This window comes from Roseococcus sp. GW821-FHT12F05 (genome assembly GCF_058806835.1).
Map to the genome: position 1 here is coordinate 459,380 of NZ_JBXAQB010000003.1, position 12,030 is coordinate 471,409.

The 12,030-nt window shown below is 69.3% G+C and carries 14 protein-coding genes; 6 read left to right on the top strand and 8 right to left on the bottom strand.

All coding sequences use genetic code 11. The features are described from left to right. The first annotated feature begins 48 nt into the window (after positions 1-48). Both ltnD and AC1ROY_RS10625 read left to right on the top strand, forming a co-directional pair. The gene (ltnD, locus tag AC1ROY_RS10620; RefSeq protein WP_493148775.1) at positions 49-960 is read left to right on the top strand and encodes an L-threonate dehydrogenase; all 912 of its coding nucleotides are present in this window, start codon (positions 49-51) and stop codon (positions 958-960) included. 130 nt (positions 961-1,090) lie between these two features. Beyond that, the gene (locus AC1ROY_RS10625) at positions 1,091-1,258 is read left to right on the top strand and encodes a hypothetical protein (protein ID WP_493148776.1); all 168 of its coding nucleotides are present in this window, start codon (positions 1,091-1,093) and stop codon (positions 1,256-1,258) included. Positions 1,259-1,489: 231 nt separating this feature from the next. Here the strand turns inward: AC1ROY_RS10625 and xth are convergent, their stop codons facing one another. Next, entirely contained in the window at positions 1,490-2,254 is a 765-nt protein-coding gene (xth, locus tag AC1ROY_RS10630; RefSeq protein ID WP_493148777.1) for an exodeoxyribonuclease III, read from the bottom strand. Between the two features lie 36 nt (positions 2,255-2,290). Continuing rightward, positions 2,291-2,641, bottom strand: a complete 351-nt coding sequence (locus tag AC1ROY_RS10635; protein ID WP_493148778.1) for a HesB/IscA family protein — start codon at positions 2,639-2,641, stop codon at positions 2,291-2,293. An 80-nt stretch (positions 2,642-2,721) separates the two neighbouring features. Between AC1ROY_RS10635 and AC1ROY_RS10640 the strand changes: the two genes are divergently transcribed. Further along, on the top strand, positions 2,722-3,879 hold the full coding sequence (locus tag AC1ROY_RS10640; protein ID WP_493148779.1) for a deoxyguanosinetriphosphate triphosphohydrolase: 1,158 nt from the start codon (positions 2,722-2,724) through the stop codon (positions 3,877-3,879). Positions 3,880-3,962: 83 nt separating this feature from the next. On the opposite strand, the gene AC1ROY_RS10645 is transcribed toward AC1ROY_RS10640, so the two are convergent. The 3 genes from AC1ROY_RS10645 to AC1ROY_RS10655 all read right to left on the bottom strand — a co-directional run bounded on the left by AC1ROY_RS10645 (position 3,963) and on the right by AC1ROY_RS10655 (position 6,639). Continuing rightward, entirely contained in the window at positions 3,963-4,313 is a 351-nt protein-coding gene (locus AC1ROY_RS10645) for a hypothetical protein (RefSeq protein WP_493148780.1), read from the bottom strand. A gap of 391 nt (positions 4,314-4,704) precedes the next feature. Further along, a complete protein-coding gene (locus tag AC1ROY_RS10650) occupies positions 4,705-5,334 on the bottom strand; it encodes a tyrosine-protein phosphatase (protein WP_493148781.1) in 630 nt (209 codons plus the stop codon). A 192-nt stretch (positions 5,335-5,526) separates the two neighbouring features. Further along, the gene (locus AC1ROY_RS10655; RefSeq protein WP_493148782.1) at positions 5,527-6,639 is read right to left on the bottom strand and encodes an S-(hydroxymethyl)glutathione dehydrogenase/class III alcohol dehydrogenase; all 1,113 of its coding nucleotides are present in this window, start codon (positions 6,637-6,639) and stop codon (positions 5,527-5,529) included. A 181-nt stretch (positions 6,640-6,820) separates the two neighbouring features. Between AC1ROY_RS10655 and AC1ROY_RS10660 the strand changes: the two genes are divergently transcribed. Continuing rightward, a complete protein-coding gene (locus tag AC1ROY_RS10660; protein WP_493148783.1) occupies positions 6,821-6,988 on the top strand; it encodes a hypothetical protein in 168 nt (55 codons plus the stop codon). Positions 6,989-7,060: 72 nt separating this feature from the next. Here the strand turns inward: AC1ROY_RS10660 and AC1ROY_RS10665 are convergent, their stop codons facing one another. The 3 genes from AC1ROY_RS10665 to hemF form a co-directional block, all read right to left on the bottom strand. Next, a complete protein-coding gene (locus tag AC1ROY_RS10665; RefSeq protein WP_493148784.1) occupies positions 7,061-8,038 on the bottom strand; it encodes a Bug family tripartite tricarboxylate transporter substrate binding protein in 978 nt (325 codons plus the stop codon). Positions 8,039-8,140: 102 nt separating this feature from the next. After that, on the bottom strand, positions 8,141-8,638 hold the full coding sequence (locus AC1ROY_RS10670; RefSeq protein WP_493148785.1) for a YciE/YciF ferroxidase family protein: 498 nt from the start codon (positions 8,636-8,638) through the stop codon (positions 8,141-8,143). A 306-nt stretch (positions 8,639-8,944) separates the two neighbouring features. Beyond that, positions 8,945-9,838: an oxygen-dependent coproporphyrinogen oxidase gene (hemF, locus tag AC1ROY_RS10675; protein ID WP_493148786.1), complete on the bottom strand. Its 894-nt coding sequence runs from the start codon at positions 9,836-9,838 to the stop codon at positions 8,945-8,947. A gap of 284 nt (positions 9,839-10,122) precedes the next feature. Here hemF and petA point away from each other — a divergent pair, with 284 nt between their 5' ends. Further along, complete coding sequence (gene petA, locus AC1ROY_RS10680; RefSeq protein WP_493148787.1) at positions 10,123-10,680, top strand: ubiquinol-cytochrome c reductase iron-sulfur subunit; 558 nt, start codon at positions 10,123-10,125, stop codon at positions 10,678-10,680. 64 nt (positions 10,681-10,744) lie between these two features. Continuing rightward, positions 10,745-12,028 carry a cytochrome b gene (locus tag AC1ROY_RS10685; protein WP_493148788.1) on the top strand — a complete coding sequence of 428 codons (1,284 nt, stop codon included), beginning with the start codon at positions 10,745-10,747 and terminating at the stop codon, positions 12,026-12,028. The last annotated feature ends 2 nt before the right edge of the window (positions 12,029-12,030 follow it).

A 12,030-nucleotide genomic window follows, 5' to 3' on the forward strand; every position in this document is an offset into this window, starting at 1 on the left:
GTATGACCTGGGCGGGCGGCGGAGCAAGGGCGGGGGAAGGAAGTTGCGATGAAATGCGCGGTGATCGGGCTGGGGAGCATGGGCGGCGGCGTGGCCGCGAGCGCGCTGCGGGCGGGGCTGGACGTGACGGGCGTGGACCCCTCCGAGGCGGCGCGGAAGGCCTTCGGCAACCGTGCGGTGGCGCGTGGGGCGGATCTCGACGAGGGCCAGGCGGCGGTGCTGGTGCTGACGGTGAACGCGGCGCAGGCGAATGCGGCGCTGTTCGGCGAGGGCGGCGCGGCGCAGCGGCTGGCGCCGGGCGGCGTGGTGATCTGCTCGGCGACCATGGCGCCGGGGGATGCGAGGAAGCTGGCGGCGGAGGCGGCGTCGCGCGGGCTGCTCTACCTCGACGCGCCGGTCTCGGGCGGGGCGGTCGCCGCGCGCGAGGGGCGGATGACGGTGATGGCCAGCGGCTCGGAGGCGGCCTTCGCGGCGGCGAAGCCGCTGCTTGACGCGGCGGCGGGGCAGGTGTGGAACCTCGGCACAGAGCCGGGGCAGGGGGCGGCCATGAAGGTGGTGCACCAGCTCCTCGCCGGCGTGCACATCGCGGCGGCGGCCGAGGCCATGGCGCTGGCGCTGCGCGCGGGGCTGGATCCGCACACGGTCTATGGCGTGGTGAACGGGGCTGCGGGCGCGTCCTGGATGTTCAAGAACCGGATGGCCCATGTGCTGGCCGGCGACGACACGCCGCTCTCGGCGGGTGACATCTTCGTGAAGGATCTGGGGCTGGTGGAGTCGATGGCGCGGGAAGCCTCGCTGCCGGTGCCGCTGGCGGCGCAGGCGCTGCAGCTCTTCGTGGCGCAGCGGGCGATCGGGCAGGGCGGGCGCGACGACGCCTTCGTGCTGCGCGTGTGGCAGGCGATCTCAGGGTTTGCGTTGCCGGGCGAGGAAGGCGGCGCGGAGGCCAGGAAGCCGGAGTAGCGAGGGCGGAAGGCGCCGAAATCCGGCCGCGGATGCGGCCGGCGCCCGGTGCCCAGGGTGGAAGATAAGCAAGAACAAACCACGAATTTTCCGCTTGCGTTGATGATTTGTTCGTGTTTCGATCATGTCTATGAGCACGACCCTCTCCTCCTACGACGACCTCCGCATCCCGCCCATGCCGCGGACCATCCGCATCACGGCGCGGCCCCGCACGGCAACCCTGCCGGTGCAGCTCGCGGCCGCGGCCGCGACAGGCTTCTTCCTGGCCTGGGTGCTGGCGCGCTTCGTGATCGGCTGATGGACCGCCGCACGGCCGCGTGCTGCACTCGCGGCATGAGGCGTGCGCTGATCCTGCTGGCCGTGTCGATGCTGCCGGGTTGCGGGTATTATTCCCGCTCGCCGGGACAGGCGGTGACCGCGCCGGACCCCACCCTCTACCCCGCGCCGGCCGCGGGTGCGGGGCGCTACATTCCCTGGGCTTCGGGCTGGAGCTATACGCCGCCCATGACGGTCGGCGGGCCGCTGCAGGTCAGTCAGCCAGCTCGATCCACACCGGCGCGTGATCCGACGGGCTTTCCTCCGACCGCGCCGTGAGGTCCACACCGCAATTCACCAGCCGCTCCGCCAGCTCGGCCGAGAGCAGGGCGTGGTCGATGCGCAACCCGCGGTTCTGCTCGAAGGCCGAGCCGTAGTCCCAATAGGTGAAGGGCGCGTCCTTCGGGTGCAGCGCCAGCAGCGCGTCGGTCAGTCCGAGATGCGTCAGCGCCCGCCAGCGCGCGCGCGATTCCGGATGCACCAGCGCGTCGGTCGGCGGCAGCGCCCCGGGCGCCATGTCGTGGTCCGTCGGGCAGACATTGTAGTCGCCGAGGATGACCAGCGGTTCGAAGTCATCGAGCCGCGACGCGGCCCAGTCGCGCAGCCGGTCCATCCAGCGCCACTTGAAGGCGATGCCGTCCTCGCCGCCGCTGTTGCCGTTGGGCAGGTAGATGCCCGTCGCGACGACCCCGTCCTTCCGCACGGCGATGAAGCGCGCCTGGGTGTCGGTCTCGTCGCCGGGCAGCGCATGGGCGATCACCTCGAAGTCGCCGCGGCCCACCACGGCCACGCCGTTGCGCCCGCCGTGCTGGCCGACGGCGTGGACGCGGTAGCCCTCGACCTCGAGCGAGGGAAACTCCTCGTCCTTGCACTTGGTCTCCTGCAGGAAGACGAGGTCGGGCTCGTGCCGCGCCAGGAAGCGGCCGAGATGCGGCATCCGGCGGCGGATGGAATTCACGTTGAAGGTCGCGAGGCGCATGCCGTCTTGTGGCGGGGGCCTGCCCGCAGGACAAGCCTAGACCGCGAAGCTGACCCCGCAGCCGCAGCCGCTCGTCGCCTGCGGGTTGCGCACCACGAAATGCGCGCCGATCAGCGCCTCGTTCCAGTCCAGCTCGGATCCCGCCAGGAAGTCGAGCGAGACGCCGTCCACATAGACGCTCGTCCCCGCGACGGTGACCACGAGGTCGTCCTCGGCGGCCTTGTCCTCGAGGTCGAAGCCATATTGCAGCCCGGAGCAGCCGCCCGCCGAGACGCTCACGCGGAGCCCGGCGCCGGGGCGCCCCTGGCGTTCGGCGATGGCGGCAATCTCCTCCGCGGCGCGAGGCGTCACGAGGAAGGCGCGGATCTGGTGGGCACCGTCGGGCATGGGTGAACTCTCCTGGACTCGCAATGTAGGGCTGACCTTCCAGGATTTCCACCGGCGCCCGCGCCTGATACGCCTGCGCCATGCCAGATCTCGCGCGTCCCCTGGCCCCTTGGGCCGTGACCTCCACGCGTGGCCGCCTCTACGCCGAGCCGGAGGACCCGACGCGCAGCCCCTGGCAGCGCGACCGCGACCGCATCATCCACTCCCGGGCCTTCCGCCGCCTCCAGTACAAGACGCAGGTCTTCGTCTTCCACGAGGGCGACCACTTCCGCACCCGGCTGACCCACAGCATCGAGGTCGCGCAGATCGCCCGCAGCCTGGCGCGCCGGCTGCGACTCGAGGAGGACCTGGCCGAGGCGCTGGCTCTGGCGCACGACCTCGGCCATCCGCCCTTCGGCCATGCCGGGGAGGAGGCCCTCGACACGGCGATGCGCCCCCGAGGCCGCTTCGACCACAATGCCCAGAGTCTCAAGCACGTGACCCTGCTGGAGCGGCGCTACGCCGGCTTCGACGGGCTCAACCTCACCTGGGAGACGCTGGAGGGGCTGGCCAAGCACAACGGCCCGGTCCGCCGCCCGGCCTCCTACCTCGTGCAGTACAACGAGCGCCACGACCTGGATCTCGCGACCCATGCCAGCGCCGAGGCGCAGGTGGCCGCGTTGGCCGATGACATCGCCTACAACAACCACGACCTGGAGGACGGCATCCGCGCCGGGCTCTTCCGGCTGGAGGAGGTGGCGGAGCTCTCGCTGCCCGGCGGCGCGCTGGCCCAGGCCCGCGCGGCGCATCCGGACATGCCGGCGGGCCGCGCCGCGCCGGAGATGGTCCGGCGCGTGATCTCGGCCATGGTGAACGACGTGGCGGCGGAATCGGACCGGCGGATCGGGCTGCTGGCGCCGTCCTCCGCCCAGGACATACGGCTGGCCCCCGCCCCGGTCGTGGCCTTCAGCGAGGGGATGGCCCGCGCCAATGCCGATGTCCGTGCCTTCTTGATGGAGCGCATGTACCGGCATTTCCGGGTGAACCGCGCCACGCAGAAGTCCAAGCGGGCGCTGCAGATCCTCTTCCAACTCCTGCATGGCGGGCCGCAGATGTTGCCCGACGAGTGGCGCGCCCGGGCCGGGGAGGCGGGCACGGCCCAGGCGGCGGAGACGGTCTGCGACTACATCGCAGGCATGACCGACCGCTTCGCGCTGGAGGAGTACCGGCGGCTCACCGACCCGCATGTGGGCGGATAGGGCCAGATACGAAAAGCCGCCCGCGAGCCCGGGGGCTGCGGACGGCCAATCGGGAAGGGCGCCCCTTGCGGGGCGCGTCTGTCTTAGCGGTTCGACGTGTTGGCGGAGCCCGGCGCCGTCTGGCCGGCGGGCACATAGGTGATGACGGGGCGGTTGTCCCTGCCGCGCGTACCGGTGACGACGGGCGTGCCGCCGGGCGCCAGGCTGCCCTGGCCGGCACCGATATGCCCGATGATCGGGCTGCCGTCGCCGCGCGTGCCGATGATAACCGCCGTGCCGGCGCTGGTGGGCGGGCTCACGCGTGGCCCGAGGGTCACGGTCTGCTCGCGGCCGTTGATGTTGATCCGCATGGCGGTGCCGGGCGGCGTGTTCTGCGCGGCGCTCGGCGGCGCATAGCCGACGATCGTGCCGGTGTTGTCGAGGAGCGGGTACATCTCGGAGAACCCCGTCGGGGTCGCAGTCGCAGTCGCGGTCCCCGCGCCGGTCCCGGTTTCGCAAGCGGCGAGGGCAAGCATCGCGCCCATCGCGAGAAGCGGCTTCATGTTTGGCATTTGTGTCATCTTCCCAAGCCCTGCAATCTTCGGGGACCTGGCGGCCGCAGGATCAGTCCGCCCGTCCTCATGTATCGACGGCGCGACGCTAGCATCAACGTCGCAGGGCGGAATAGCGTAGATTGCCGGTGTAACCGGCTCATATCACGCTCTGATGTGTCTATTATAACGCATGTGCCATTTTGGGCACAGGGCGCCGGGCTGTCCTGCCGGCAATGATCGGACCACCGGTCGAAATTCCCGGCAATCCGGTCGCCAGCCCCGATTCGGTTGCCTATTCCCGCCGCAGCACCTTGTCGGTGAACCAGCTCGCCACCGGTCGCGGCCGGAAGAAGGCGCGCAGCGCCGCCTCGTCGTAATCCGTCGCCAGCCAGGGCTCGAAGGCGAGCCCGCGCGACTCCGCCTCGGCATAGGCGGCGAAGAAGGTGTCGAGGATGCCGGTCTTGGCCGCCGCGACATGGCCGTGGCGCAGCGAGAGCTCGCCGGCCGCGGTCGCCGCGTCGCGCCCCCGGATCAGGTGCCAGACGCCGGCGGCGAGGCCGGTCCGGTCCGCGCCCGACTTGCAGTGGATCAGGATGGGCTCGGGCAGGCTGCGGTAGAGCTGGATCAGCCGCAGCAGCCGGTCCTTGTGCGGGGCGCCGCGGCTTTCGAAGGGCTGGTCGGCGTGGACGAGGCCGAGCCGCGCCGCCTCCGCGCGGCCCAGCGCGTCCGAGCCGCAATCCGTCCGGTGGCCGCGCAGGTTGATGACGCTGCGGATTCCGTGCCGCCGCGCCGCCTCGGCGAGCTGCCAGGGCAGGGGGTGATTGGAGCGGTAGAGGCGCCCGCTCTCGACCACGCCCCAGTTGCGCCAGCCGAGCCGCAGGAAGGCGTGGTCCACGAAGAGCGAGTTGATCCAGGTGGTCATGCGGCGCGATGTGGACGCCCCGGAGGGAGAAGGCAACGGCTCAGGCAAAGGGGCCGCTTCCGGCGGGCAAAACAGGGCCATGACTTGCGCGCCTGCGGAGGATTCGGCCGCAAGGCGGCCGACGCCGCCCAACCAACTTATGGCCCGGCGCTCCAGTGGCGCGGCGAAGCCGCCGCCCGGCGCTTGCGGGCGCTAGAAAACCACCACGCTCCGGATGCTCTCGCCGGCATGCATGAGGTCGAAGCCCTCGTTGATCTTCTCGAGCGGCAGGACATGGGTGATCAGCGGGTCGATCTCGATCTTTCCCTGCATGTACCAGTCGACGATCTTCGGCACGTCCGTCCGGCCGCGGGCGCCGCCGAAAGCCGTGCCGCGCCAGTTCCGCCCGGTGACGAGCTGGAAGGGCCGCGTCGAGATCTCCTGGCCGGAGGCGGCCACGCCGATGATGATGGACGTCCCCCAGCCGCGATGCGTGCATTCCAGCGCCTGGCGCATGATGTTGGTGTTGCCGATGCACTCGAAGCTGAAATCGGCGCCGCCGTCGGTGAGATCCTGGATGGCCTGCACCACCTTGTCGCGCCCGACCTCATCCGGATTCACGAAATGGGTCATGCCGAATCGGCGGGCCATTTCCTGCCGGGCCGGGTTGATGTCGACGCCGATGATCCTGTCCGCGCCCACCATCCGCGCGCCCTGGATCACGTTGAGCCCGATGCCGCCGAGCCCGAAAACCGCGACATTCGCGCCCGGCCAGACCTTCGCCGTGTTGATGACGGCGCCGATGCCCGTCGTCACGCCGCAGCCGATGTAGCAGATCTTCTCGAAGGGCGCGTCCTCGCGGACCTTGGCCAGGGCGATCTCCGGCAGCACCGTGAAGTTCGCGAAGGTCGAGCAGCCCATGTAGTGCATCACCTCCGTGCCCTCGCAGCGGAAGCGGCTGGTGCCGTCGGGCATCACGCCCTTGCCCTGGGTCGCGCGGATCGCCGTGCAGAGGTTGCTGCGCTGGCTGAGGCAGGTTTTGCACTGCCGGCATTCCGGCGTGTAGAGCGGAATCACATGGTCGCCGGGCTTCAGCGAGGTCACGCCCAGGCCCACCTCGCGCACGATGCCCGCGCCCTCATGGCCGAGGATCGCGGGGAAGAGACCTTCCGGATCGGCGCCGGAGAGGGTGTAGGCGTCGGTGTGGCAGATGCCGGTGGCCATGACCTCGACCAGGACCTCGCCGGCCATGGGGCCGGAGATGTCGACCTCTCCGATGGTGAGAGGCTTTCCGGCCTCGAAGGCGATGGCGGCGCGTGACTTCATGAAAATGGACCTCGGAAACAGGCCGCTAAGTTGTCGCGTAAATCGCGCTTTCTCAAGGGTTCGCCGATCGGCCGTCGTCGCGGTTGCCCCACGAGGACGCAGGCCGCAGCAGAGCGCCGGTTACTTCATTAACAAGACTTATAACTGCTGTATAATCGGCGGGAACCCTCGGACGACGGCAATGCTGCAAACGGAAGATCAAGACGAATTCCGCGAGATGACGGCGCGCGAGGATATCAGGCGTTTCAAAGGCGGTCTGAGCGGCCGGTTCACGGCTTGCCTGCCCTATGCCGCCATCGTCCTGGCCTGTGTCCTGTATGCGCTCGCCTTCTCCTGGATTCTCGAATGACGGCCCCCCGCGGGGAGCGAGCCTCGTCGCCTTCGCGACCGGCCTGCTCGGAGGTCGGCTGGCTGAAGCGCGTCAGTCCAGCCGTGCGCCCGCGATCCGCACCATCTCCTGCCAGACCGGCCGCTCGCGCAGCGCGCGCTGCATCACCGCCTCGGGCGGCGAGCCCACCGCCTGGGCGCCGGTGCGCAGGAAGCGCGCCTTCACCTCGGGATCGGCGGCGATCGCCTGCATCGCGGCCGAGGCCTTGTCGATGATCGGCCGCGGCACACCCGCCGGGAAGGCCATGGCGCACCAGGAGGTCACCACGAAGTCCGGCACGCCGGCCTCGGCCATGGTGGGCACGTCAGGCAGTGCGGGGTGGCGCTCGGCGCTGGTCACCGCGAAGGCGCGCATGCGGCCCTCCTGGATCACCGGCACGTAGCTCGCGAGGTTGTCGATCGCGAAGGTCAGGTCGCCGGAGAGCATCGCCGGGATGATCTGGGCCGCGCCGCGGAAGGGCACGTGCTGCCCGTCGAGCTGCTGCCGGTTGCAGAAGAGCGCGCCGCAGAGCTGCGCCGTCGTGCCCACGCCCGGGCTGCCGAAGCTCACGCCCTGGCGGCGGGCGCGGCCCCATTCGATGAACTCGCGCAGGTTGGTGGCCGGCACGAAGGCCGCCGGCGCGACGACGACGTTCGGCAGCTCCCAGTGCATGGAGATCGCCTGGAAGTCCTTGTCCCAGTCGAAGGGCAGCCGGCTGTAGAGGTAGTTAGCGATGGACCAGACGCCGAGCGTCAGCGGGGCCATGGTGTAGCCGTCGGGCGTGCTCTTCGCGAGGGCGTCGGCGCCGATGTTGCCGCCGGCGCCGGGCCGGTTCTCGATCACGAAGGACTGGCCTAGTCGGGTGGACAGCTGCTCGGCGACGAGGCGCGCCAGCACGTCGGTGCTGCCGCCGGGAGGCCAGGGCACGATCATGCGGACGGGACGGTCGGGCCAGGCGGACTGCGCGTGGGCGCCGGAGACGATGGCCGGCGCGAAGAGTCCGGCGGCCAGGAGATTGCGGCGGGTGCTCATGCAGAATTCCTCGGACGTGTTGATCTTGCCGCCGAGGATGAAGCATCACGCGCGCGAGGGCGAGGGGGGATGGCGGTCGTTGCGCCGCCATCCCGGTCGGCGTCAGGCCGCTTTGGCCATCTCGTTGGCGCCCGAATCGGCCAGCGCCGTGAGGTCCGTGTCGGTCTGGCTCTCTTCCTGCAGCGTCTCGTCGAGCAGGGCGACGGCGTCCGTGTAGCCACAGACCTGGGCCCACCGCTTCAGGGTGCCGTAACGGGTGATCTCATAATGCTCGACGGCCTGCGCCGAGGAGATGAGGCCCGCATCGACGGCCGGCGTGCCGCCGTATTCCTCGATGATCTCCTCGCCCTCGGCGACGATGCCCTCGATGGCGTCACAGGTCTTGCCCTGGGCGCGCTTGCCGATGATCTCGAAGACCTGCTGCAGACGCTCGATCTGGCCCTCGGTCTGCATCTTGTGCTTGTCGAAGGCCGCCTTGAGCTCGGAGGACTGCGCGGCGCGGGACATCTTGGGCAGCGTCTTCAGGATCTTGCGCTCGGCGTAGTAGATGTCCTTGAGCGTGTCGTGGAACAGGTCCTCGATGGACTTGGCCTTGGCCATGGGGGTTCTCCGGGTTGGGGGTGGTCGCGCAAGCCAAACGCGCCGCGGGCGCCGGAGTTCCGTGAAAATCCCATGATTCTCGGCGTCTATCCTTTGTTAACCTCGCCTGCCACAAAATCGCCTCGGAGCGGGCCAAGGCCTGCCGCAACGCAGCACCAGAAAGGAGCCCGGCAGACGAAGAGGACTTCCGGCGATGTTCGCAAGTTTCATGAGCAGGCTCCGCCGCTGGCTCGGCTACCGGCCCGAGCGGCGCTATATGCGCGGGACCGTGCGCTGAGCCTGCCAGGCTGCCTCCGGCGGTGAGGGCTATGACCAGGCCGCCTCCGGCGGCAGGGACATGAGGATCGCCTCGACATTGCCGCCTGTCTTCAGCCCGAAGACCGTGCCCCGGTCGTGCAGCAGGTTGAATTCCACGTAGCGGCCGCGGCGCAGGAGCTGGTGCTGCCGCTCTTCCGGCGTCCATTCCTCGTGCATCCGCTTCGTGACGATGGCCGGATAGGCCTCCAGGAAGGCGAGGCCGACATCCCTGGTGAAGGCGAAATCCGCCTCGACGCCGTGCCCTGGCGTCCGGTCCCCCAGCCAGTCGTAGAAGATGCCGCCCAGGCCGCGCGTCTCCTTGCGGTGTGGCAGGTAGAAGTACTCGTCGCACCATTTCTTGAAGCGTTCGTAGTAGGTCGGGTCATGCGCGTCGCAGGCGCGCTGGAAGGCGGCGTGGAAGAAGGCCGCGTCCTCGAGGCTCTCCGGCGCCGTTACGTTCATCGGCGTGATGTCCCCGCCGCCGCCGAACCATGCCTTTTTCGTCACGATGAAGCGCGTGTTCATGTGCGCCGTCGGCACGCGGGGCGAGCGCGGATGCGCCACCAGCGAGACGCCCGTCGCCAGGAAGCGCGGGTCTTCCTCGGCGCCCGGGATCTGTGCGCGGAACTCGGGCGAGAACTCGCCATGCACGGTCGAGATGTTGACGCCGACCTTCTCGAAGACCCGGCCGCGCATCACGCCCATGGTGCCGCCGCCGCCCTCCGGCCGCTGCCAGGTCGTATAGGTGAAGCGGCCGGCCGGCAGCCCGGCATGCGGGCCGGATTCCAGCGCGTCCTCGTTCGATTCGAAGGCGGCGCAGAGCCGGTCGCGAAGCTGCGTGAACCACGCCTCGGCGGCGCCGGCGAGGGGATGGGCCAGGGGGGGCAGGGGGGGCTTGGTCATGATGTTGCGAGCCTATCGCATCGGGCGCCGACGGAGGCGAGGGGGCGATTGCGCAACGAATCGGCGGCCCCGCCCGGTCAACGGGCAGGATGGCCTTTGCATGACCGTGACAACGCCAAGCCACGGAGCCAATTGCGCGTTCTTAAGCCGCGGCGCGGTTGCCACATTCCCAAACCGACCGTAATAGGCACGGAGGCCTCCGGAGCCAGGGCGACGCGTGCCTAAAGCCCCGGGGATCAAGGGTTTCATCCGCAGTTCGACGGATGGGCAGAGAGGTGACCTGAATGGCTGACGCGCTGGCAACGCCTGGGACGCACGGGGACCACCCGGGCTCGACCAAGCGGGACTTCCTCAAGCTCTCGGCCGCGGCCTTCGCCGCGGTGGGCACCGGCGCCATCATCTGGCCCTTCATCTCCCAGCTCGCCCCGGCCCGCGATGTGCTCGCGCTGGCCAGCACCGAAGTCGATATCGGCCCGATCGCGGTCGGCCAGGCCGTCACCGTCGTGTGGCGCGGCAAGCCGGTCTTCGTGCGCCACCGGACGGAGGAGGAGATCGCCGCCGCCCGCGCCGTGCCGATGAGCGAGCTCAAGGATCCCGCGACCGACGAATCCCGCGTGCAGCGCGCGCCCTGGCTCATCGTCGTCGGTGTCTGCACCCATCTGGGCTGCATCCCGCTCGGCCAGAAGCCGACCGACCCGAAGGGCGACTACGGCGGGTGGTTCTGCCCCTGCCACGGCAGCCACTACGACACCTCGGCGCGCGTCCGGAAGGGTCCGGCTCCGCTGAACCTGCTGGTGCCGGGCTACACCTTCACCTCCGACCGCGCCGTTCGCATCGGCTGATTGAGTCCGGGCGACCGGCATGACGCCGCGCCGCCCACGCCGCAACTTCTAGAGGACGAGCAACATGGCCGGTGGCCTGCACGACTCTCAGTTCACGAACCCCGTCATCCGCTGGGTCGACCAGCGCATGCCGGTGTTCACCATGATGCAGAAGGAATACGGCGTCTTCCCGACGCCGCGGAACTTCAACTACTTCTGGAACTTCGGCGCGCTCGCCATGGTCAACCTGGTGATCATGATCGTGACCGGCATCGTGCTCGCGATGCACTACACGCCGCACGTCACCATGGCCTTCGACAGCGTCGAGCGCATCATGCGCGACGTGAACTACGGCTGGCTGATCCGCTACATCCACGCCAACGGCGCCTCGATGTTCTTCATCGTGGTCTACATCCACATCTGGCGCGGCATGTACTACGGCTCCTTCAAGGCGCCGCGCGAGCTGCTCTGGATGCTGGGCGTGGTGATCTTCCTGCTGATGATGGCCACCGCCTTCATGGGCTACGTGCTGCCCTGGGGCCAGATGTCCTTCTGGGGCGCCACCGTCATCACCAATCTCTTCAGCGCCATCCCGCTGGTCGGCGAGACCATCGTGACCTACCTCTGGGGTGGCTTCTCGGTCGACAACCCGACGCTGAACCGCTTCTTCTCGCTGCACTACCTGTTGCCCTTCGTGATCACGGGCGTGGTGTTCCTGCACATCGCGGCCCTGCACATCACGGGCTCGAACAACCCGCTGGGCATCGAGCCCAAGGGCCCGCAGGACACGCTGCCCTTCCATCCCTACTACACGATCAAGGACAGCGTCGGGATGGTCGTGTACCTGATGGTCTTCGCGGTGCTGGTCTTCTTTGCGCCGAACTACCTGGGGCACGCGGACAACTACATCCCGGCGAACCCGCTGGTGACGCCGCCGCACATCGTGCCGGAGTGGTACTTCCTGCCCTTCTACGCGATCCTCCGCGCGGTGCCGGACAAGCTCGGCGGCGTGGCGCTGATGGGCGGCTCCATCCTGCTGCTCTTCGTGCTGCCTTGGCTCGACAGCTCGAAGGTCCGCTCGCTGCGCTTCCGGCCCTTCACCCGCATCCTGTTCCTGCTCTGGACGATCAACTTCTTCGTCCTGATGTGGTGCGGCGGGAAGCCGGCGGAGCAGCCCTACGTCTTCATCAGCCAGATCGCGACCATGCTCTACTTCGCCTACTTCCTGGTCGCCCTGCCGCTGCTCGGCCGCTTCGAGCGCCCGCTGCCGCTGCCCGAGAGCATCGCCGTGGCGGTGCTCGGCAAGAAGGCCCTGGGGGGCGGCCCCCTCCCGGGCGGTGCCACTGCCAAGCCGATGGAAAAGGCCTGAAC